General features: G+C 67.3%; 22 protein-coding genes. 14 read left to right on the plus strand and 8 right to left on the minus strand.

Annotated features, from left to right (window positions below; genetic code table 11):
* Positions 1-57 precede the first annotated feature (57 nt).
* From VARPA_RS22010 to VARPA_RS22040, 7 genes are all read left to right on the plus strand, one after another.
* A complete protein-coding gene (locus tag VARPA_RS22010) occupies positions 58-852 on the plus strand; it encodes an IclR family transcriptional regulator (protein ID WP_013542786.1) in 795 nt (264 codons plus the stop codon).
* Complete coding sequence (locus tag VARPA_RS22015; protein WP_013542787.1) at positions 849-1,847, plus strand: tripartite tricarboxylate transporter substrate binding protein; 999 nt, start codon at positions 849-851, stop codon at positions 1,845-1,847. The genes VARPA_RS22010 and VARPA_RS22015 overlap by 4 nt, the downstream gene beginning before the upstream one ends.
* 25 nt (positions 1,848-1,872) lie before the next feature.
* Positions 1,873-3,312, plus strand: coding sequence for an acylating sulfoacetaldehyde dehydrogenase (gene sauS / locus VARPA_RS22020; RefSeq protein ID WP_013542788.1), 1,440 nt, complete (start codon positions 1,873-1,875; stop codon positions 3,310-3,312).
* Complete coding sequence (locus tag VARPA_RS22025; protein WP_013542789.1) at positions 3,309-4,829, plus strand: AMP-binding protein; 1,521 nt, start codon at positions 3,309-3,311, stop codon at positions 4,827-4,829. Before sauS ends, VARPA_RS22025 begins: the two co-directional genes overlap by 4 nt.
* Positions 4,826-5,623, plus strand: a complete 798-nt coding sequence (locus VARPA_RS22030; protein WP_013542790.1) for a sulfite exporter TauE/SafE family protein — start codon at positions 4,826-4,828, stop codon at positions 5,621-5,623. The genes VARPA_RS22025 and VARPA_RS22030 overlap by 4 nt, the downstream gene beginning before the upstream one ends.
* A gap of 387 nt (positions 5,624-6,010) precedes the next feature.
* On the plus strand, positions 6,011-7,615 hold the full coding sequence (locus VARPA_RS22035; protein WP_013542791.1) for a carboxypeptidase-like regulatory domain-containing protein: 1,605 nt from the start codon (positions 6,011-6,013) through the stop codon (positions 7,613-7,615).
* A gap of 49 nt (positions 7,616-7,664) precedes the next feature.
* On the plus strand, positions 7,665-8,606 hold the full coding sequence (locus VARPA_RS22040; protein WP_013542792.1) for a DUF2272 domain-containing protein: 942 nt from the start codon (positions 7,665-7,667) through the stop codon (positions 8,604-8,606).
* A 27-nt stretch (positions 8,607-8,633) separates the two neighbouring features.
* Here VARPA_RS22040 and VARPA_RS22045 read toward each other — a convergent pair whose 3' ends face one another.
* From VARPA_RS22045 to VARPA_RS22055, 3 genes are read right to left on the minus strand one after another with little or no spacing between them, the layout of a single operon-like run.
* Positions 8,634-8,882, minus strand: a complete 249-nt coding sequence (locus VARPA_RS22045; protein WP_013542793.1) for a DUF3297 family protein — start codon at positions 8,880-8,882, stop codon at positions 8,634-8,636.
* 57 nt (positions 8,883-8,939) lie between these two features.
* Positions 8,940-9,383: a ribonuclease HI family protein gene (locus tag VARPA_RS22050; protein ID WP_013542794.1), complete on the minus strand. Its 444-nt coding sequence runs from the start codon at positions 9,381-9,383 to the stop codon at positions 8,940-8,942.
* Positions 9,384-9,433: 50 nt separating this feature from the next.
* Positions 9,434-9,880, minus strand: coding sequence for a DUF4124 domain-containing protein (locus tag VARPA_RS22055; RefSeq protein ID WP_013542795.1), 447 nt, complete (start codon positions 9,878-9,880; stop codon positions 9,434-9,436).
* 96 nt (positions 9,881-9,976) lie between these two features.
* Between VARPA_RS22055 and VARPA_RS22060 the strand changes: the two genes are divergently transcribed.
* Together VARPA_RS22060 and VARPA_RS22065 are read left to right on the plus strand one after the other, a co-directional pair.
* On the plus strand, positions 9,977-11,122 hold the full coding sequence (locus VARPA_RS22060; protein WP_013542796.1) for a hypothetical protein: 1,146 nt from the start codon (positions 9,977-9,979) through the stop codon (positions 11,120-11,122).
* Positions 11,115-12,155 carry a DNA methyltransferase gene (locus tag VARPA_RS22065; RefSeq protein WP_013542797.1) on the plus strand — a complete coding sequence of 347 codons (1,041 nt, stop codon included), beginning with the start codon at positions 11,115-11,117 and terminating at the stop codon, positions 12,153-12,155. Before VARPA_RS22060 ends, VARPA_RS22065 begins: the two co-directional genes overlap by 8 nt.
* Before the next feature lie 166 nt (positions 12,156-12,321).
* Here the strand turns inward: VARPA_RS22065 and VARPA_RS22070 are convergent, their stop codons facing one another.
* The gene (locus VARPA_RS22070) at positions 12,322-13,137 is read right to left on the minus strand and encodes an IclR family transcriptional regulator (RefSeq protein ID WP_013542798.1); all 816 of its coding nucleotides are present in this window, start codon (positions 13,135-13,137) and stop codon (positions 12,322-12,324) included.
* A gap of 127 nt (positions 13,138-13,264) precedes the next feature.
* Here VARPA_RS22070 and VARPA_RS22075 point away from each other — a divergent pair, with 127 nt between their 5' ends.
* Positions 13,265-14,890, plus strand: a complete 1,626-nt coding sequence (locus tag VARPA_RS22075; RefSeq protein WP_013542799.1) for a GMC family oxidoreductase — start codon at positions 13,265-13,267, stop codon at positions 14,888-14,890.
* Between the two features lie 54 nt (positions 14,891-14,944).
* On the plus strand, positions 14,945-16,276 hold the full coding sequence (locus tag VARPA_RS22080) for an MFS transporter (protein ID WP_013542800.1): 1,332 nt from the start codon (positions 14,945-14,947) through the stop codon (positions 16,274-16,276).
* 9 nt (positions 16,277-16,285) lie between these two features.
* On the opposite strand, the gene VARPA_RS22085 is transcribed toward VARPA_RS22080, so the two are convergent.
* The 4 genes from VARPA_RS22085 to VARPA_RS22100 all read right to left on the minus strand — a co-directional run bounded on the left by VARPA_RS22085 (position 16,286) and on the right by VARPA_RS22100 (position 19,253).
* Entirely contained in the window at positions 16,286-16,921 is a 636-nt protein-coding gene (locus VARPA_RS22085) for a DUF6134 family protein (RefSeq protein ID WP_013542801.1), read from the minus strand.
* A complete protein-coding gene (locus VARPA_RS22090; RefSeq protein WP_013542802.1) occupies positions 16,918-17,727 on the minus strand; it encodes a DUF1295 domain-containing protein in 810 nt (269 codons plus the stop codon). The genes VARPA_RS22085 and VARPA_RS22090 overlap by 4 nt, the downstream gene beginning before the upstream one ends.
* Complete coding sequence (locus VARPA_RS22095) at positions 17,724-18,767, minus strand: SAM-dependent methyltransferase (protein WP_013542803.1); 1,044 nt, start codon at positions 18,765-18,767, stop codon at positions 17,724-17,726. The genes VARPA_RS22090 and VARPA_RS22095 overlap by 4 nt, the downstream gene beginning before the upstream one ends.
* A 171-nt stretch (positions 18,768-18,938) precedes the next feature.
* Entirely contained in the window at positions 18,939-19,253 is a 315-nt protein-coding gene (locus VARPA_RS22100; protein WP_013542804.1) for a hypothetical protein, read from the minus strand.
* A 350-nt stretch (positions 19,254-19,603) separates the two neighbouring features.
* On the opposite strand from VARPA_RS22100, the gene VARPA_RS22105 reads away from it, so the two are divergent.
* The 3 genes from VARPA_RS22105 (at position 19,604) to VARPA_RS22115 (ending at position 21,937) form a co-directional block, all read left to right on the plus strand.
* The gene (locus tag VARPA_RS22105; protein WP_013542805.1) at positions 19,604-21,145 is read left to right on the plus strand and encodes a cryptochrome/photolyase family protein; all 1,542 of its coding nucleotides are present in this window, start codon (positions 19,604-19,606) and stop codon (positions 21,143-21,145) included.
* A 107-nt stretch (positions 21,146-21,252) separates the two neighbouring features.
* A complete protein-coding gene (locus VARPA_RS22110; RefSeq protein ID WP_013542806.1) occupies positions 21,253-21,630 on the plus strand; it encodes a type II toxin-antitoxin system RelE/ParE family toxin in 378 nt (125 codons plus the stop codon).
* Entirely contained in the window at positions 21,614-21,937 is a 324-nt protein-coding gene (locus tag VARPA_RS22115) for a helix-turn-helix domain-containing protein (protein WP_013542807.1), read from the plus strand. The genes VARPA_RS22110 and VARPA_RS22115 overlap by 17 nt, the downstream gene beginning before the upstream one ends.
* Position 21,938: the final 1 nt, after the last annotated feature.

A 21,938-nucleotide genomic window follows, 5' to 3' on the forward strand; every position in this document is an offset into this window, starting at 1 on the left:
ATTGGGTTTCATATCCGGGAACAGCGTTCCGATATTTGGAACACATCTGAAAGCCTCATGGATTCCACGCTCGCCAAAGGTCTTGCCGCCATCGAATGGATGACCCGCCAGCAACGCCCCTGCCGTGTCACCGATCTGGCGCAAGCTTTCGGCATGGCGCGCAGCAATGCGCACCGCACGCTGCAGACGCTTGTCGATTGCGGCTGGGCCGTGCAGGACCCGGACACCAGCGCCTACCGCCCGAGCCTGCGCCTCTTCGAATTGGGCGCGCTGGTCGGCGATGCGGCCGATGTTGGCGCGCTGCTGCGGCCGCACCTGGCGGCGCTCGCGCAGCAAACGGGCGAAACCATTCACTTCGCCGTGCTCGACGGCGCGGAGATCGTCTACCTCGACAAGTTCGACAGCCCGTTGCCGGTGGCCGCCTACTCGCGCATCGGCGGCCGGGCACCGGCCTACTGCGTGGCATCGGGTAAGGCGTTGCTGGCCGCAGTGGCGCCCAATGCGCCCGCGCTGCACGAGCGCTTCGGCACGCTGGCCGCCCACACGAAGAACAGCATCACCGACTTCGATGCACTCCTTCTCGAACTCGAACGCACGCGCACGCGCGGCTACGCGGAGAACCGCGAGGAATGGCGCCTGGGCGTCTGCGGCCTCGGCGTTCCGGTGTTCAACGCACGCGGCGAAGCGGTCGCAGCCGTCGGCATGAGCGTGCCCTCGATCCGCTTCGCGCGCACGCAGGCGCGGGGCCTGGCCGACCGCCTCATGGCCTGCGCGCGCGATGCGAGCGTGACGCTGGGCTACCGCGCGAGCGCGCCGCCGACATCCACCACAAAGAGAAGGAGATCCGAATGAACCTGTTCCCCGCCCCCTGGCTGCGCGCGGGCCTGTTGGCCGCTGCAACTTTGACAGCCTTGGCAGCACCTTTCGCCACACAGGCGCAAAGCGGCAGCGACTACCCGGTCAAGCCGATCCGCCTGGTCGTGCCCTACCCGCCCGGCGGCGGCACCGACGTGATCGCGCGTATCGTGCAGGAGCGCTTCTCGACCTTGCTCGGGCAGCAGGTGCTGATCGACAACCGCGGCGGTGCGGCCGGCTCCATCGGCACCGAGATCGTCGCCAAGTCCGCGGCCGACGGCTACACGGTGCTGTTCACGCTCTCTTCGCACACCATCAATCCGGCCATCTACACCAAGCTGAGCTTCGACACCGCAAAAGACTTCGCGCCGGTCGGCTTGGTTGCCTCGCTACCGCAGATCCTGGTGGCGAACAACCAGTTCGCGCCCAACACCGTGGCCGAACTCGTGGCGCTGGCCAAGGCCAAGCCCGACGGCGTCTCCTTCGCCTCGGTGGGCAACGGCTCGCCCGGGCACCTCGCGGGTGAACTCCTCAAGCTGCGCACCGGCACGCACATGACCCACATTCCCTATCGCGGCGGCGGCCCGGCCGTGACCGACGTGATGGGCGGGCAGGTGCCGCTGCTGTGGGTGTCGATTCCCGCGGCCGCGCAGTTCGTGAAGGCCGGCAAGCTCAAGGCGCTCGCGGTCTCCACCACCAAGCGCAGCGCGGCCTTTCCCGATGTGCCGACGATGCAGGAGGCCGGCATTGCCGACTTCGACGTCGATTCCTGGTACGCCGTCTTCGTGCCCGCCAAGACGCCGCAGCCCGTCATCGACAAGCTCAACCGCGTGATCAACACGGTGGTGAAGGAGCCCGAGATCCGCGAGAAGCTGCTGGCGCAAGGCAGCGAAGGCGTCGGCGGCACACCCGAGCAACTGGGCAAGGTCGTGACGACCGAACTCGTGCGCTGGCAGAAGCTCGCCAAGGAAGCCCAGATCAAGGTCGATTGACCGACACAGACAGACAGACAGACTCATGGACAACGCAGCCCCCTCCTCTTCCCCCATCGCCGAGCTCGTGGCGCGCGCACGCGCCGCGCAGCGCATCTACGAAACCTGGTCGCAGGAACAAGTCGACACCGCCGTGGTCGCGGCCGGCTGGGCCATCATCGAACCGGCGCGCAACCGCGCGCTGGCCGAGCTGGCCGTGGCCGACACCGGCGTGGGCAACGTCGAGGACAAGGTCCGCAAGAACTACAGAAAGACCTTCGGCCTGCTGCGCGACCTGCACGGCGCGCGCTCGGTCGGCGTGATCGGCGAAGACCCGGCACGCGGCATCGTGGAAATCGCGCGGCCCGTGGGCGTGGTCTGCGCGGTCACGCCCTCGACCAACCCGGGCGCGACGCCGGCCAACAAGATCATCAATGCGCTCAAGGGCCGCAACGCGGTCATCGTCGCGCCCTCGCCCAAGGGCTGGTCGACGGCGGCGCGGCTCATCGAATTCATTCATGCGGAGTTCGATCGCATCGGTGCACCTCGCGACCTCGTGCAGCTGCTGCCGATGCCCATCAACAAGCAGGCGACGGCCGAGCTGATGCGCCTGTGCGACCTCGTGGTGGCGACCGGCTCGCAGGCCAACGTGCGCGCCGCGTATGCGAGCGGCACGCCGGCCTTCGGCGTGGGCGCGGGCAACGTGGCGGGCATCGTCGACGAAACGGCCGACGTGAACGCGGCGGCCGAACGCATCGTGCGCTCCAAGACCTTCGACAACGCGACGAGCTGCTCGTCGGAGAACAGCCTGGTGATCGTCGATGCGGTGCGCGCCTCGATGCTCGCTGCGCTCAAGGACCGCGGCGCTGTCATGCTCGCGGCCGCACAGAAGGCCACGCTGCAATCGCTGATGTGGCCCGAGGGCAAGCTCTCGGCCGCCGTCATCGGCCAATCGGCGCGCACGATCGCACAGCGCGCTGCGGAAGTCGACGGCGCGAATCGCGAAGGCTGGCTCGCCATTGCGGCCACCGACCCGCGCATCCTCATGGTGGCCGAAGACGGCGTGGGCCACGACCATCCGTTCTCGGGCGAGAAGCTGAGCCCCGTGCTCGCCGTCTACGGCGCACGCGATTTCGAAGAAGCAGCGGCCACGGTCGAGCGCATCTACGCCTACGAAGGCGCGGGCCACTCGGTCGGCCTGCACAGCGCCGTGCCCGAGCGCGCGACGGCGCTGGGCCTCACGCTGCCGGTGTCACGCGTGATCGTCGACCAGGCGCACTGCATCGCCACCGGCGGCAGCTTCGACAACGGCCTGCCCTTCTCGCTCTCGATGGGTTGCGGCACCTGGGGCAAGAACAATTTCTCCGACAACATGAACTACCGGCACTACCTGAACATCACGCGCGTGTCGCGGCCGATTCCGGAGAAGGTGCCGAGCGAGGACGAGATCTTCGGCGCGTACTTCGCCAAGCACGGAGCGAAATGAACGGCGCCGCAGCCTCCACGACAGTCCATGCGCTGATCGAGCGCCAGGCGGCGCGCCAGCCGCATGCGGTGTATGCGCGCGCCACCGAGAGCGACCGCCACATCACCTATGGCGAACTCGCACGCGGCTGCCGTCGCGCGGCGGGTGTGCTGGCCCGGCATGCCAAGCCCGGGGAGACGATCTCGGTCGTCATGCCCAACGGCCTGCAGACGCTGCGCCTGCTGCTGGGTGCGATGCACGCGGGCTACTGCGTGAACCCGGTCAACCTGCTCTCGCAGCCCGAGCAGATGCGCTATGTGCTCGCGCACTCCGACTGCCGCGTGGTCTGCGTGGCGCCCGAATGGGAAGCGCGCGTGCGCGACATCGTGCAGGCCTTCGACCGGCCGGTGATGCTGATCGTGGTCGATCCGGAAGCCGAGGCGTTGCCGGGCGAAACCGATGCAGCAGCCGATGCGCCACCGCCCTCCCCCGATGCCGTCGCGCTGCTGATGTACACCTCCGGCACCACCGGCCTGCCCAAGGGCGTGCTGCTCTCGCAGCGCAACCTGGCGGCCAATGCGCATGCCATCAGCGCCGAGCATGCGCTGCAGCCCGCGGACCGCGTGCTCGCGGTGCTGCCGCTCTATCACATCAACGCGTTCGCCGTGACCATGCTCGCGCCGCTCGCACACGGCGGCAGCCTCGCGATGCCGCCGAAGTTCTCGGCCGGCCGCTTCTGGGAACAGGCGACGCAAACGCAGTGCAGCTGGATCAACGTGGTGCCGACCATGATCTCGTACCTGCTCGAAGGCCCGAAGCCGCCGCTCGCGCAGACGCTGGCCATCCGCTTCTGCCGCTCGGCCTCGGCGGCGCTGCCGCCCGAGCACCACCGCGCGTTCGAGCAGATGTTCGGTATCGGCATCGTCGAGACCATGGGCCTCACCGAGACCGCGGCGCCTTCGTTCTCCAACCCGATGGACCCGGCCGCGCGCAAGCTCGGTTCGGTTGGCCGCGCCTCGGGCTGCATGGCCGGCGTGGTCGATGCAGAACTCGCGGCCGTGCCCGACGGCACGACGGGCGAGCTCGTGATCCGCGGGCCGAACGTGATGCTCGGCTACTACAAGAACGAAGAGGCCACGCGCGCGAGCTTCACGCCCGACGGTTGGCTGCGCACCGGCGACCTCGGCCACCGCGACGAGGACGGCTTTTTCTTCGTCACCGGCCGCATCAAGGAACTCATCATCAAGGGCGGCGAGAACATCGCGCCGCGCGAGATCGACGAGGCGCTGCTGCGGCACCCCGCCGTGCTCGAAGCCGCGGCCGTGGGCGTTCCCGACCGCCACTACGGCCAGGAGATCGGCGTGTGCATCGTGCTGCGCGAAGGCTGCGCCTGCACCGAGGACGAGCTGCGCGCCTTCAGCGCCACCGCGCTCGGCCGCTACAAGACGCCGGGCCACTACCGCTTCGTCGCCGACCTGCCGCGCGGGCCTTCGGGCAAGGTGCAGCGCCTGAAGCTGCTGCCGCTCTTCGAGGGATGACGGCGGCCGAACTGCTGGTTCCGCCGCTCGCGCCGGCGCTGCTCGCCTACAGCCTCTGCGTGGTGTTCGCGGCCGGCATCGTGCGCGGCTTCGCGGGCTTCGGCTTCTCTGCCATCACTGTGGCGGGCATGTCGCTGGTGGTGTCACCCGCGCTCGTGGTGCCGGCCATCTTCATGCTGGAGATCCTCGCGAGCCTGAGCCAGTTGCGCGGCATCGCGCGCGATGTCGACATGCCCTGGCTCAGCTGGCTGATGGTGGGCAACCTCATCTGCATCCCGCTTGGCGTGGCGCTGCTCGCATGGCTGCCCGAGACGCCGCTGCGCCTCCTGATCGGCGCGCTGCTGATGGCCGCGGCGCTGCTGCTGCGCGGCGGTGCGCACGTCACGCTCGTGCCCACGCGCGGCGTGCGGCTCGCGGCGGGGCTGGCCTCGGGTTTCATCAACGGTGTGGCGGCCATCGGCGGCATCGCCATCGCGGTGCTGTTGAGCACCGCGAAGATGGCGCCCGCCGCGCTGCGCGCCACGTTGATCGCGCTGCTGCTCTTCAGCGACGTGGTGTCGCTGATTGCCGCCGCGCTCATGCCCTCATCCGCGCATGCGTCGGGCAGCCTGCTCGGGCCCGACACGCTCAAGTGGGCGCTGTGGCTCGCACCCGCGATGCTCGCGGGCATCTGGTGGGGGCAGCGCTCGTTCAAGGGCGTGTCGCCCGAGCAGTTCAGAAAGCACGTGCTGAACCTGCTGATCGCACTCGCCACGGTGAGCGTGCTGCGCTCGCTCTTCAGCCTGCTGGCCTGAAACGAAATTGCGTTCGATCTCCCAAAGGCGTTCGGGCTGAACCAAAGCCGCTCGGACTGAACCAAAGCCGTTCGGGCTGAACCAAAACCGCTCGGGCTGAGCTTGTCGAAGCCTCGCGCAGCGCTTCGACAAGCTCAGCGTGAACGGCTCTGTTTTTTCGAACGCCGCCCGGTATGAAGCATCGTTCCATCGGCCTGTCTTTACGGGCCACAGATCTCCTCTCCTCTCCTCTTTCCGAGTGACTTTCGACACGTGCCTTTCGGCACGTGCCCTTCGGCACTGGCATGACGCCCCCGTGTTCCGCACCATCGGGCAGCCCTGCCGGCTGGCGATTCGAGCCCGCGACATGGCTCAACAAATCGTTTTCAAAGAGAAGAGGGGATCACCATGAAATTCAAACTACTGCTGGCGGCTGCATTCGTCGCCCTGGCTACTGTTGCCTGCGGAGGCGGCGACGGCGGATCGAATCCGTTCTGGTATCAGGTTCCGCCCCCGCCGCCACCGCCGGAGGAGCCGCCGCCCCCACCGCCGGTAGAAAAAGCCAAGGTCACCGGCCGCGTCACCAACGCACTCGGCGGCCAGGGCGTGGGCCAGGTCACGGTCAGCACCGGCTCCTCGTCCACCCTCACCGCCGACGACGGCAGCTACACCCTCAACGAGATCGCGCCCGCCGCTTCGGTGCTGCTGAGCTTCACCAAAGCCGGCATGGTGCCGCAGAGCCGCGCCACCGCCGCGCTGTCGGCCTCGGGTTCCTCGACGGTCATCAACATCCCGATGCTGCCGGTGGCGGTCACGGTGAACTTCGATCCGCAGGCCGCGTACGACGTCGTCGTGCCCGGCTCCACCGCCATGGTGCGGCTGCGCGCGAACTCGCTGCGCCGCGCCGACGGCGGCGCGCCCACCGGCCCTGCGACCGCACGCGTCACGCCCATCGCACCCGCGAGCGACGTCAACGTGATGCCCGGCAACTACCTCGCCGGCACGGACGGTGGCGCCGCACCGATCGAGAGCTTCGGCGCGCTGGACGCCAGCTTCGTCGATGCGGACGGTGCACCGCTGAACCTCGCGGCCGGCATGGACGCCACGCTGCGCATCGCGCCCTCGTCGCGCGCCACGGTGCTGCCGCCGAGCGTGCCGCTCTTCCACTACAACACCACCACGGGCCTCTGGGTGCAGGAAGGCACGGCCACGCTGCAGGGCACGGCACCCTCGCAGTACTACGAAGGCACGGTCACGCACTTCACGACCTGGAACGCGGACCAGATCTACAACACCGTGCGCATCAACGGCTGCGTACAGAACGCGGCCGGCGAGCGGGTCGGCGGCGCCTTGGTCGCAAGCGAGGGCAAGACGTACACCGGCCTGGCCACCGCACTGACCAACGCGAACGGTGAGTTCTCGGTGGCGGTGAAACGCGCGAGCGAGGCCTACGTCATCGCCAACACCGCGACCGAAATCTCCAACGCACCCACGGTGTCTGCCGGCGAAGAAGACGTCTCGCTGGGCGCCTGCCTGACGCTCACGCGCTCGGCGGTGTCGGTCAAGCTGACCTGGGGCTCGCGCCCGCTGGACCTGGATTCGTACACCTTCGGTGCGAACGCCAACGAGCTGGTGTATTTCGAGAACAAGGGCTCGCTCACCGAAGCGCCGTTCATCGGCCTCGATGTGGACGACCGGGACAGCTTCGGCCCCGAGGTCACGACGTTCGCGAAACTCGCGAAGAACCGCACCTACCGGTTCATCGTGCACAACTATTCCGACACCTTCGATCCGGGACAGACCGGCTCTCCGGCACGGATAGAGGTGGCCAACCGCGGCGCGCAGTGGATCTTCGCTCCGCCCGCCGGCGAGACCTCGTCGACGCGCATCTGGCATGCGTTCGACATGACCACCGATGCGAACTGCCAGGCGACCATCGTGCCCGTGCAGCAGTTCCTGGCCGATCCGCCCGCGCCGATCAACACCGACAACGACGCGCAGTACTGCAACTAGCACGCGCATGGCGACAGGCGCATGGCCCGACGGGCTATGCTCCTTCGCCATGAATTCGCCCACCGCCATTTCTTCATCTCCGAAGAGCCTGGCCGTGGGCGTTTTTGTTTTTCTGCTGGTGGCCGCGGGCAGCGCCTCGGCCGAGCCGGGCTGCCTCGACACCGCCACGCAGATCCCGTCGCCCTCCCGCGCACTCGCCATGGCGACCTTCGCGCAACAGGAGCACCAGGCCTTCGGCGCACAGACCATGGATGCCGAAGGCCGCCTCACCTACGCCGGGGCCTGGGAGGCAGAGAACTTCCGCACCACCGCGCAAGACCTTGCGCCCTGGCAGCGCGTGCTCGGCTACTGGCAGGCGACCGGCGTGCGCCTGCGCGGCACCGACCCCGATGTCGCACTCGACTCGTCCGAGCCGCAGTCCATCGACAACGCGTTGAGCCGAGTCGCCGTGATCGATGCGCCGTGGTCCGCCGCCTTCATCAGCTGGATCGCGCAGCGGGCCGGGCTCGGCGCGGACGAATTCGTTTTCTCGGAAGCGCATGCCGACTACGCCGGCGCCGCGTGGAGAGCGGGCCTCGACGAAGCGGCCAACCGGACGACGCGCTACGCAATGCGCGCCTGCGACCTGATGCGCACACCGCCGCGCGTGGGCGACCTCGTCTGCCAGGCGCGAGGCGCTGGTTCGGGCTATGACACCTTCGAGCGGATCGGCGAAGTGCTGGCCCAGCGCCCTACAGGCGGCGAGGCGTTGCCGATGCATTGCGATGTGGTGGTGGGCGTCGATGCCACGGGCTTCGACACCATCGGCGGCAACGTGGTCCAGTCGGTCACCTTGCGGCGCCTGGCGTTCGCGCCCGGCACGCGGCTGCTGGATCGGAGCTATTTGCCCGAGGGATGCACGGCCGGTGCAACGGGAACGACTGGCCCGGCCGGCTGCATCGATCGCCACATGAGCCGCCAGCCGTGGTCGCTGTTGCTGCAGTGGCGCTGAAGGGGCGCAAGGCCCCTTCCTTCTGTCTTACCGGTAGTAGGCCTCGACCGTGCCCTTGAGCTTCAGCAGCAGCGGGTAGCCCTTGCGGTCCACCGCCTTGCCCGCTGGCACCTTGATCCAGCCTTCGCTGATGCAGTACTCCTCCACGTCGAGCCGCTCCTTGCCGTTGAAGCGGATGCCGATGGGAAATTCGAAGACGGCGGCCACGTGGTGCGGGCTGCGCGCATCGGTGGAGAGGTGATCGGGAAGCGGCGGGCGGGTAGTTTCTTCGGTCATGGGAGTCTGTGGTTCGGGAACGACCCGAATGATAAGGACCTCGACCAGCGGCGCTTTTCAGCGCCGCTTTTTCCAGGGCTTGGGCGGCGGCTTCGGCCCCATGCCAAGGGCCGCGCGCGCCAGCGCATCGGCCTCGGCATTGCGATGGCGCGGAATCCATTGCACGCGGGCTTCTTCGAACTCGCCCAGCAGCGCACGGGCATCGTCGTAGAGCGGTGCCAGCCGCGCGATCGGCCGGGCATCGGCCGTGCCGAGCTGCTCGACCAGGATGCTGTTGTCGCTGTACGCCACCACGGCGCTGGCGCCGCGGGCGCGCAGCTCCCTCAAGGCCAGGGTCAATGCCCGCAGCTCCGCCTCGTTGTTGCAGCCGATGGCGTGCGTGGCCTGCGAGAGCGTGTGGCGGGTGCCGTCGGGCTGCGTGATGACCGCGCCGATGCCCATGCGGCCCGGGTTGGGCATGGCGCTGCCGTCGCAATGGACGGTCCAGTGGCGCGAATGCATCGACGCGGAAAGAGTCATGGATCGAATGCAGGGCCGGCGCCCTTCAACCTTCAGCAGTTGTTGCGCTTGATGCCCGCGAGGTTCTGGCACGGCCGTTGGCCAGGCGGCGGCCCCGGATCGCGCACGCGGGGCGGACGCTGTGCGTGCCGCTGCGGTCCGTCGTAGTACGGCTCCGGCCCCAGGATGTAGACCGGCGGATCGACCGGCGGCGCCTCGGCAACCGGGTGGCGCGGAATGATGGCCGGGCCCGACGGCGCGGCAACTGGCGGCGGCGGCGTGTAGACCGGCTGGCGCGATTCCTCGGCCTGCGGGCGCGGGGCCGGCACCGGCGGAGGCGGCGAGTCGTCGATGGCCACTTGCCGCGACTGCTTGGTGTCGGTCGGGCACTTGCCGTCGGTGTACGAGATCTTGCCGTTGGCATCGGTGCAGCGCACCACGTCCGCATTCGCGGCCAAGGCGGCGAAAAGGAGCGGAAGGAGGACGAGGGAAGTGCGCATGGGGCGGTTCTAACAGATCGCGCACGAATTCCCAATCGGAGACGGCGCTGTCGTATCGTTGCGGCTGCAGCCATTTCCGCCCCTCCACCACCCGTGATGCACCCCGCCCCTCCCGTCGAAATTGCCCTTGCCGACCTGCCGCGAAGCGCGGGCTCCCCGCTCTTCGAACGGCTGCGCGCCTCGGTGAGCCGGGTGACCCGGCGCACCCCGCTGGCGCATGAAGCCGAGCGCTGGCACACGCACACCATCGGCGGCGTCGCGCGGCGCTTTGCACAGCCGATCACCTTCACGCCCTATGCGTCGGTGCGGCCCTGCTCGGCGCGCTGCAGCTTCTGCTCGGAGAACCTGCGCAAGACCGAGGGCGGAACGCCGGCATCGCGGCTGCGCCCCACGCCCGACTACTTCGATGGCCTCGCTCGCGCGCTGCGGGCCCTGCGCGGCGTGCCGCTCTCGTGGTCGCTCTCGGGTCTTGAAACGAGCGACGACGCCGGCTGGATGCTTCAGTTGCTTCACACGCTCACCGCGAGCGAAAAAGACGGCCCGGTCATCGAAGATCGCGTGCTCTACACCAACGGTGCCGGCTTCGCCGCGCCGCAAGGCGAGGCGCTGCGATGCGCACTGCAAGCCTTCGGGCTGAGCTGGCTGGAGCTGTCCCGCCATCACCACGACGGCGCGACCAACCAGGCCATCATGCGATTCCGCCCCGAGGTGACGATCGGTGATCAGACGGTGTTCGAACGCACCGCGCGGCAACTGGCCGACGCGGTTCCGCTGCGCCTCGTGTGCATCCTGCAGCGCAGCGGCGTCGCGCAACCGCAGGACGTGGCGGCGTACCTTTCTTGGGCGCGGCAATGCGGCGCCGGCACCGTCGTCTTCCGCGAGTTCTCGCGCCTGGACGACGGCTACCGAGACAACGCCACCGCGCGCTACCTGCGCGCGGAACGCGTGTCGATGGACGCCCTGCTGACCGCCTGCCTCGACGACCCCGAGGTCTCGCGCGGATGGGCGCTCGAAGCCCTCACCGAGGGCTACTACTTCTGGAACCTGCGCCTTCGCACCGAGAGCGGACTCAACGTCGTCTTCGAAAGCGCCGACTACGGCGCGATGCACCAACGCCACGCAACCGGCGACATCTACAAGCTCGTCTACTTTGCCGACGGCCAACTCTGCGCAGGCTGGGAGCCGGGGCATGACGTGCTGCTCGACACCCGCACCGAACAACAGGCCCTCGCCCATGGCTAGCCACAGCTGGTTGATGCTCGACCACGAATCGCCGCGCTACCGGCTGCCGGACGACCTGCGCGCACGCGACCCGATGGGCGGTCGCGATTGCGGATGGATCGAGCAGATGCTGCCCTTCGTGCGCCAGTTCTCGCAGCCGGGCGACACGGTGTTCGATCCGTTCGCAGGCTTCGGCACGACATTGCTGGCGGCAAGGCTCGAAGGCCGGCTGGCTTCGGGCTGCGAGGTCGATGCGGACCGCATCGGTCTCATCCGCGAGCGGCTGGCGCGTCACGATCTCGCGCAGGGCACGACGCTCCTGCATGGCTCGTGCGATGCGCTCGACGACGCCGCGCTCCCGCCCTTCGACCTCTGCCTTGCCAACGTGCCCTACTTCGGCTGCGGCTGGACAGGCGCACCCGCGGCCTCGCAGCTCTACGACAGCCAGAGCTACGCCCAACACCTCGACGGCCTTCGCAACGTGTTTTATCGCGTCCGCGCGGGCCTGCGCGAAGGCGGCGCCTGTATTGCGATGGTGCAGAACATCCGCCTCAGCGACCGCGTGCTGCCCCTCGCCTTCGATCTCGCGCGCATCCTGGGTTCGCTCTTCGTCATGGAAGAAGAGCGCGTGCTCATCTATCCACACGAGGGCGAAGAAACCAATGCCGATGCGCGTACCGACCGGCGCCACGAATACGCACTGGTCTTCCGCAAACAGCGCGAGCGCATCGACCTGCAAGCCACCGCCGCATTGCTCGAAACCCTGCGCACACAGGGCCATGCCTTCACCCTGCTCGGCAGCTTCGCGCGATGGCTGCAAGATCCGCAAGGAACGCCGCCCGCAGACGCCGACATCCGCGTAGACGCAGACCCGCAGCGCCTGAATGCCCTGCTGCAACACCTGCGCGACCAAGGCTTCGCACTCACAAGCTGGGGCGACCCCGTCGACCTGCCCCTTCACTTCGACAGCTACCGCAACCGCTACTACTTCCGCGCCGACCGCATCGACAGCAAAGGCGCATTGATCCGCCTGGACATCTGCTACGAACAATGAGCGCCGCGCTCAACCGCCCGGCACAACGACAGCGCCTTACGCGCGCAGGCCACCGGGTGCTCCCCGCAGCGAAATCAAGGAGGAGGCCGCAGGCCGGGGGACATTCGCGGAGGGGAGTACCCGGTGGCCTGCGCGCACGCCCTGAACACAGCGCGAACAAGAACCTTCAGAGCAACCCGGTCATCTTCCCCGCCGCAGCCTTCAACGCATCGATGCGCTTCACCGCATCTTCCATCGACATCCGCGCCGTCGGCGCATGCACCGCCAGCGCCGCGCGCACTTCGCCCGCCGCATCGCGCACCGGCACGGCCACCGCCACCAGCCCCGCGATGAACTCCTCCCGGTCGCGCGAGTAGCCGCGCTCGGCGATCTCGTCGCACTCGGCGCGCAGCGCATCGGCCTTGGTGATCGTGTTCGCCGTCATGCGCTCGAACGGCAGGTTGTCGATGAGCACGTCGCGGGCCTTCTTCGGCATCTGCGCGAGAAAGAGCTTGCCGCTCGCGGTGCAGTGCAGCGGCACATGCGAGCCCACATCGAGCGTCAACCGCAACGGCCACTGCGCCTCGACGCGGTCGAGGTACAGCACCTGCGCACCGTCGAGCGTCGTCAGGTTGCAGGTCTCGCCCACCTTGCGCACGAGCTCGGACAACACCTCGTGCCGCAGCCCCCGCACCACGCCGTGGTTCAGCGTGTCGAAGGCGAGCTTGCGCAACGCCGGGCCCACGCTGAACGAGCGCTCGTCCACATCGCGCGCGAGGAACCCCGTCGTCAGCAACTGCGTGCAGATGCGGTGCGCCGTGCCCTTGGGCAGCCCGAGCTGCGCAGCCAGTTCGGCGAGCGTCAGCGCCCGGCCTTCATTGGCCAGCAGCGCCAGCAAGCGCAGGCTCCGCTCGGCGGACGAACCGGAAGCCGACTCCTCGACAAGCGGGGCGTCAGGAACGGCGGGAATCACTTCAGCAGGCGCGCGCGCGGCTCGTGGCATGCGGGTAAACCTTAAAAATGGAACATTGCGTTCCGAAAAACAATAACCTAGGATGCGGCGGATCGGAAGCGATTGTTCCACTCCCCGAATGCCAAGTGATGCCAAGCGGTGCCAAGCGGTGCCAAGCATGCGTGATGAAGAGTTCGACTACATCGTCGTCGGCGCCGGGTCGGCCGGCTGCGTGCTGGCCGGCCGGCTGAGCGAAGACCCCGCCACGCGCGTGCTGCTGCTCGAAGCCGGGCCGCGCGACAGGTCGCTCTGGATTCACCTGCCCATCGGCTACGGCAAGACCATGTGGAGCCCCACCTACAACTGGCGCTTCGAGACCGACCCCGACCCCAACATGAACGGCCGTCGCATCTACTGGCCGCGCGGCAAGACGTTGGGCGGATCGAGCGCGATCAACGGCCTCATCTACATCCGCGGCCAGCGCGAGGACTACGACCACTGGGCCGCGCTCGGCAACGCCGGCTGGGGCTACGACGACGTGCTGCCCTACTTCATCAAGTCCGAAGGCAACCAGCGCGGCGGCGATGCCTTTCACGGCGGCGACGGGCCGCTCAAGGTGTCGGACATCGCGGCGAAGCACGAACTCATCGAAGCCTTCATCGACGGCGCGCGGCAGACCGGCGTGCCGCGCACCGAGGACTTCAACGGCGCCGCGCAAGAAGGCGCGGGCTACTACCAGCTCACGACCTACAAGGGCTGGCGCTGCAGCACCGCCAAGGCTTACCTCACGCCCGCGAAGCACCGCCCCAACCTGCGCATCGAAACGGAAGCGCTCGCGAGCAAGCTCGTGTTCGAAGGGCGCCGCGCCGTCGGCATCACCTACCGGCAAGGCGGCGAATTGAAGACCGCACGCTGCCGCGCCGAAGTGTTGCTCTCGGCAGGTTCGATCCAGTCGCCGCAGTTGCTGCAGCTCTCGGGCATCGGGCCGCGCGCGCTGCTCGATCGCCTGGGCGTTCCCGTCGTGCATGACCTTGCCGGTGTCGGCGAGAACCTGCAAGACCATCTGCAAATTCGCCTCGGCTACGAGTGCACGAAACCCATCACCACCAACGACCAGCTCAACGCCTGGTCCGGCCAGATCGGCATGGGCATGGAGTGGCTGATGCACCGCACCGGGCCGCTGGCAGTGGGCATCAACCAGGGCGGCTGCTTCATGCGCGCGCTGAAGGACGAACACGGCCAACCCGTGGCCGCCACGCCCGACATCCAGTTCCACGTCGCCACGCTTTCGGCCGACATGGCCGGCGGCAAGGTGCATCCGTACTCGGGCTTCACGATGTCGGTGTGCCAGTTGCGGCCCGAGTCGCGCGGGCACATCCACATCCGCTCGCTCGATGCGGCCGAGCCGCCCGAGATGCAGCCCAACTACCTGGCCACCGAACTCGACCGCGCGACCACCGTGGCCGGCGTGAAGGCGGCGCGCGCCATTGCCGATGCGCCCGCGATGCGTCCCTACGTGAAGCGCGAAGTGAAGCCCGGCCCCACGGCTGCTAGCGATGAAGACCTGCTCGAGTTCTGCCGCAACAACGGCGCCACCATCTTCCATCCCACCGGCACCTGCCGCATGGGGAGCGACGCGCTCGCCGTCGTCGATGCACGCCTTCGCGTGCACGGCATCGCGGGCCTGCGCGTCATCGATTGCTCGGCGATGCCGACGCTGGTGTCCGGCAACACCAACGCGCCCGCCGTGATGATGGCCGAGAAGGCCGTCGACATGATCAGAGAGGACGCCAAGGGTTCCTGATATCAAAGGCCCGAAGAGGCCGCCGCAATACAACAACGCATTGGAGACAAACACATGAGCGCAACCGACGAGAAAGCGATTCGCAGGGTGGTCATCTCCGCCCTGGTGGGCGCCACCATCGAGTGGTACGACTTCTTTTTGTACGGCGTGGTGGCCGGCATCGTGTTCAGCAAGCTGTACTTTCCGGGCAGCGACCCGGTGGTGTCGGTGCTGCTGGCCTACACCACCTTCGCGGTGGGCTTCGTCACGCGGCCTTTGGGCGGCGTGATCTTCGGCCACTTCGGCGACAAGATCGGCCGCAAGAGCATGCTCATCATCACGCTGATGATCATGGGCGTGGCCACCTTCCTCATCGGCCTCGTGCCGACCTATGCGCAGATCGGCATCGCGGCGCCCGTGCTGTTGCTGCTGCTTCGCGTGGCACAGGGCATCGGCCTTGGTGGCGAATGGGGCGGCGCGGTGCTCATGGCGTATGAATACGCGCCGAAGGACAAGCGCGGCTTCTATGCGTCGCTGCCGCAGATCGGGCTGGCCATCGGCCTGTGTCTGGCCTCGGGCGTGGTGGCGCTGCTGTCGTCGCTGCTCACCGACGAGCAGTTCATGTCGTGGGGCTGGCGCATCGCGTTCCTGATTTCCGGCGTGATGGTGCTGGTGGGCATGTACATCCGCCTGCACGTGCAGGAAACGCCCGAGTTCGCGGCGGTGAAGGCGCGCAACGCCGAGCTGCGCATTCCATTCATGGACATGCTGCGCCGCTACCCGGGCAATGTGTTGAAGGGCATGGGCGCGCGCTACATCGACGGCGTGTTCTTCAACATCTTCGGCGTGTTCTCGATCAACTATCTCACCAGCACCATCAAGATCAGCCGCACCGATGCGTTGCTGGGCGTGATGGCGGCAGCGGTGGTGATGATCTTCTTCATCCCCTTCTTCGGCCGCATGTCCGACAAGGTGGGACGCGGCAAGGTCTACATGTGGGGGTCGCTCATCACCGCGGTGTCGGCGTTTCCGGGCTTCTGGCTCATGACGCACAGCGGAGGCAACGTGCTGCTGGTGTGGCTCGCGATCATCGTGCCCTTCGGCATCCTGTATGCCTCGGTGTACGGGCCCGAAGCCGCCCTTTTCTGCGACCTGTTCGATGCGAAGGTGCGCTACACGGGCATCAGCTTCGTCTACCAGTTCTCGGGCATCTTCGCCTCGGGCATCACGCCGATCATCGCGACCGCGCTGCTGAAATCAGGTGGCGGCGAGCCGTGGCAGATCTGCATGTATGTGCTGTTCGCGGGCGTGGTGTCGGCGCTGTGCGCGTGGATGATCGGGCGCAGCCCATCGCCGGCGGATGCGGTCGATACGGCGGATGCGCCCGTTGTCACCGCTTCGCGCTGAGGCGGCGCTCTACTTCAGCCGGTAGCTGAGCTTGCGGCCGCCGCTCACCGTCGAGTCCAGGCCGATCCACTCGCCCTCGGCCGAGTACCAGATGTCGATCGGCTGCGCCGGCGTCGCGATGCGCCAGCGCGTGGCCGCCACCTGCTGGCCGCGCACCTCCACAGTGCTGCTGCCGGTGCGGCTCACCTGCACCGCTTCGAGCTTGCCGCTTTGCGAATTGAGCAGGCGCTCCTGCTTGCGGATGGCGGGGTTCCAGTAGGCGAAGCTCATCACGCAGCCGTCGACCGATTGCGTGCCCTTGGCCGTGGTCACCGTGAGCGCGTTGTCGCCGGTCGCGCTTGCATCCACCTTCTCTGGCGTGCCGTCGTCGTCGGTCTTCGATGCGAGCTGGCGCAGGCAATCGCCGCGCCATTGCTCGGTCGCCGAATGCCGGTAGCGATAGACCGTAACGCCCAGCAGCTTTACCGCGAACTGCGCCTCGCTGGTCAGCTTTCGCTCTTCGCCATTGGGAACGAGCGCGAAGCGGTGTTCGCCGATGGGCGAATCGTCGAGCAGCACGCGGAAATTCCATTCGCCGCTGGCGGGACCGGCGGCCGAAGCAGCGCCGCACCACAGGGCGACCAGCACGAAGAGCGTTTGTCTCATGAGCGATTCCGGTGGTTGCGCACAGGCCCGGGCACGAAGGCGTTGGTGCGTGCGATGTAGTCGCGATACGCGGGGCGGCGCTCGCCGATGTCTTCTTCGAGCATGCGCACGCCGGAGACCTTCAGCAGCAGCCAGGTCATGAGCAGCGGCGAGACGACGGTCCACGCACCGCTCCAGCCTGCGCCGCCGATGGCGATGAGCCACAGGCCCCACCAGACGCAGGCCTCGCCGAAGTAGTTGGGGTGGCGCGTGTAGCGCCAGAAGCCGCGGTCCATCACCTTGCCTTCGTTCGCGGGGTCGGCCTTGAAGCGCGCCATCTGCGCATCGCCGATGGCCTCGAAGAAAAGGCCGAACAGCGCGAGCACGATGCCGGCGAAGTCGATGAAACCCATCGGCTGCGCCGCCGCCATGCCCGGCAGGAACGGCGCGGAGACGAGCCACGCGAGCACCGCCTGCAGCGCGAACACGAGGTACAGGCTCTTGAACGCAAAGCCCGGCTGGTTGCGCGCGCGCATCGCCTGGTAGCGGCGGTCTTCGCCGTGCCCCCAGTTGCGCCAGGTGATGTAGAGGCAAAGCCGCACCGCCCACGCCGTGCCCAGCACCGCCATGCACAGGCCGCGCGGCGTGTGACCCGGCAGCAGCGCAAAGTAGACGAGCCCCGCGCCGACGATGCAGACGGACCACACGCGGTCGATCAGGCTCACGTCATGGCGCACAAGGCTGGCGAGCCAGGTGAGCACCACGACCAGCGCGGGCCATGCCAATCCGGCGAATGCGATGCCTACCGTTTCTCCCCCTGTCGTCATGCGCGTCGCTCGAACAAGTAATGACTGACCCACCAACGCTGCCCGCCGTCGAAGCCGAACAGCTCCGCCACCGACATGAAGAACAGCCGCCAGCGCGTCCACCACACGTTGGCCTCCGCGCCGTAGGTGGCCTGGAACAGCGGGCGCAGCTGCTCGCGGCGCGCGTCCATGTTGCGCAGCCACGCCTCCGCCGTGCGCTGGTAGTGGCTGCCCTCCCAACGCCAGCGGCGCAAGAGGCGCAGGTCGTCCTGGCAGTGCAGCGCGAGATCGTCGCTGGGCATCATGCCGCCGGAGAAGAAGTACTTGCTCATCCAGTCGCTCGCATCGCGCACCTCGAACGGGTACGGCGCCTCGCGGTGCGCGAAGACGTGCATGAAGAAGCGGCCCTCCGGCTTGAGCCAGCGCGCGACGTTGGCGAAGGCTTGGGGCCAGTTGCGCAGGTGCTCGAACATCTCGACGGAGACGATGCGGTCGAAGCGCTTGTCGGTGTCGAAGGCGTTGATGTCGCGGGTCAGCACGCGGACGTTGGCGAGGCCTCGCTGCGCGGCCTGGGCTTCGATGTATTCGCGTTGGGAGTTGGAGTTGGACAAGGCCGTGATGCGGCTGTTGGGGTAGTTCGCGGCCATCCAGAGGGTGAGGGAACCCCAGCCGCAGCCTAGTTCCATGACGTCCTGGCCATCGACGAGGCCGGCGCGGTCGCAGGTGGCGGTGAGGGCGGCGGATTCGGCTTGCTCGAGGGTGTGGGTGCCTTCGGGCCAGTAGCAGCTGCTGTATTTGCGGTGGTTTCCCAGGACCTGGGCGAAGAACGCGGCGGGGACTTCGTAGTGTTGTTCGTTGGCCTTCTCCGGGAGCGGGGCCAGATGGGCGGAGCGCATCTGGGTGAGGAAGGCTTGGGTCAGATCGGCTGTCGCGAGGGGGTTGCCGGCGTGGAGCTCGGTCAGGCGGTCCTTCAGGAGGCGGCGGATGCCTCGGCGGATGAAAGGGTCGGGAATGAGGCCTTTTTCTACCCAGTGGAGGGCGGAGGTGAGGTCTTGGGGCATGGGGTTCTCCTCGAAGGCAAGCGTGCCGTTGGGAGCTGTACGCAGCTGAAGCCAGTTTGGATGAGGCCTGGCTTTTTTGATCCCGTTCCCTGGCCGCGAGGCCCGGCCCCCCATCGGCTTTCCAGATAGCGATAAACGGCCCTCGCGGTACGAAGATACGGTCCTTGGCTCTCAGACGGGCCGCTTGCTCGTCGCTGGCGAGGCGCCTCCGTCCAAGGCAGCGCGCAGCGATTGCACTGTGATATCCGTGGCTCCGATACTCCGTTCCAAAGCCTCGTTGACGAGCCCCACCAGCGCGCAGAGTTCCGTGCGATCCGGGCCGAATTCTTCCGTGTCGCTCGCATGCTGCGGCCCGATGAGTTTCTCAAGGCACGCATAGGCGCGCTGCACGACACGAAGACTGTCGATGTCGTCGCAAGCCCGCAGCGCGAGCAATCCTGCGCTGGGGGTTTCAGAAGATTCGGGGAACGAGGGAGCGTGAGCCATGCATGGCCTCCAAGAGGTGCGGTTTGCAGAAACCGCCGCCTCCGAGTCCAAACGGGGCGGCAGCTCGACGAGTTGGACTACCGGGCACCTCTTGCGAGAACCGGCCGGGCTTGCGCCCGCCCGTCGAGCCGCCAAAACTGGGGGCACGAATGACAAAGCCGCAGACCCTGCGGGGGTGACTGCGGCTTTCGTCGCAGAGATGCTTCGGGAGTCCAATCCCGGTCACGCCTGTTTTGACGTGACCGGCGCAGTATAGCCACGCACCACAACAAGATCAGCCCCGCGCTGACACTGCAAGACGGGCAATCGCCTGACCCTGCAAGCACTTACCACCACCCCTTCATCGACACGTGCCTGTTCGCAACCTCGTCGTGGTCCTGGGGGACCAATTGAGCCTCTCCAGTGTGGCATTCGATGGCTTCGACGCGGCGCAAGACCGCGTGTGGATGGCCGAGGTGCGCGAGGAGTCCGAGCATGTGCCGAGCACGCAGATGCGCACGGCCCTCTTCCTGTCTGCGATGCGCCACTTTGCAGAGGCGATCACCGCACGCGGCATGCCCATCGACTACCTGAAGCTGGGCGCGCACGATTTCGCATCGATCGAGGCCGCGTTGACGCACGCGCTGTCGCACCATCGCCCCCGCGCGGTCGTGATGATCGAGGCGGGCGAATGGCGTCTCGAACAGACGATCGCAAGGGTGTGCCAGGCCGCGCAGGTGCGGTTCGCGGTTCGCGACGACCTGCACTTCATGGCCTCGCGTGCCGAGTTCTCCGAGCACGCGCACGGAAAACGCCGCCTCGTGATGGAAGACTTCTACCGCCGCATGCGGCTCAAGCACGAAGTGCTGCTCGATGCGCGCGGGCAGCCCGAAGGCGGGCAGTGGAATTTCGACCACGACAACCGCAACGCCTTCGGGCGCAACGGGCCGGGCATGCTGCCGCCGCCGCCCTCCTTCGCGCCCGACGCGATCACGCGCGAGGTGTTGGCCGATGTCGAAACGCACTTCGCTGGCCACTACGGCAGCGCCGCGCAGTTCGACTGGCCGGTGACGCGCGAGCAGGCGCTCGTCGCCATGAACGACTTCATGGCCCACAGGCTGCAGGACTTCGGACGCTTCCAGGACGCGATGTGGACCGACGAGCCGGTGCTCTATCACGGGCTGCTGTCGTCGTCGCTCAACCTCAAGCTGCTCGATCCGCGCGAGGTGATCGATGCGGCCGTCGCGCAGTGGCGCTCGGGAGTCGCGCCGCTGGAATCGGTCGAAGGGTTCGTGCGGCAGATCCTCGGATGGCGCGAGTTCATGCGCGGGGTGTACTGGTGGCGCATGCCGAAGCTGGCCGCTGCCAACGCACTGAATCATCACGAAGACCTGCCCGGCTGGTACTGGACGGGCGACGTCGGCATGAACTGCATGAAGCAGGCGATCGGCCAGACCTTGCAACGCGGCCATGCGCACCACATCCAGCGGCTGATGGTCACGGGCAACTTCGCGCTCACCTTCGGCGTCGCTCCTGCGCAGGTGCATGCGTGGTACCTGTCGGTGTATGTCGATGCGGTGGAGTGGGTCGAGCTGCCGAACACGGTGGGCATGTCGCTCTACGCCGATGGCGCACGCTTCGTGACCAAGCCCTATGCCGCCGGCGGCGCCTACATCCGCCGAATGAGCAACTACTGCGACGGCTGCCGCTACAAACCGGGCACCCGCAGCGGCGAAGGCGCCTGCCCGATGACGGTGATGTACTGGGACTTCGTGGCACGCCATGCGCGCATGCTCGAGAACAACCCGCGCACGACGGTGATGACGCACAACCTGCGGCGATTCGGCACCGACGAGCTTGCGGACATACGGCGCACGGCGCAGCAAATGCGTGAGCGGCCGCAGTTGCTGTAGAGCTCACCTCGAAGCCAACTGGAGATTCCCTTCGGCAACCCCCGAAAGCTGTGGGGTCGAAAGGCAATGCCGGGCCTCGAAGTAGCACTGGGTGATACACTTTTTGCATGCCTTCCAGAAGAAAAACACGGGTCTTCAAGACCTCCAGGTTCAGCAGGGATGCAAAGAAGGCGCGAATCAGTGACGTGGACCTGTGCGAGGCCATCGCCCAGGCGATGGCCGGACAGGCCGATGATCTGGGCGGCGGCGTGTTCAAGAAGCGGTTGAACGACAACATGCATCGTTCCATCGTGCTCGCCAAGGGTGGGCGCTACTGGGTCTACGAGTACCTGTTCGCCAAGAAAGACCGCGACAACATCGAGCCCGACGAACTGGTTGCGTTCCGCCTGCTGGTCAAAAGCTATGCCGGGCTCACGGACCTGCAGATCGCGCAACTGGTGCGCGCCAAACATTTTGTGGAGATATGCCATGACGACACGGCCTAAGTTCAAGAGCGATGCCTTCGAAGCCATCCATACCTCGGCGAGCGCCCTTCGAAAGATCGGCGCGATCGACAAGGCCACCATGCGCCAGTTCGATGAAAGCTGCCTCGTCGCTCCGCCGGTGCTCGAGCCCCAGCAGATCAAGCACATCCGCGAAGCCGCGCATGTGAGCCAGCCGGTGTTCGCGCGCTATCTGAACACCAGCGAATCGACGGTGCAGAAGTGGGAGGCCGGCACCAAGCGGCCCAGCGGCATGGCGCTCAAGCTGCTGGCCGTGGTCGAGAAGCACGGACTGAAGGTGCTGGCATGAG

The sequence above is a fragment of the Variovorax paradoxus EPS genome, from assembly GCF_000184745.1.
Taxonomy (GTDB): Bacteria; Pseudomonadota; Gammaproteobacteria; order Burkholderiales; family Burkholderiaceae_C; genus Variovorax; species Variovorax paradoxus_C.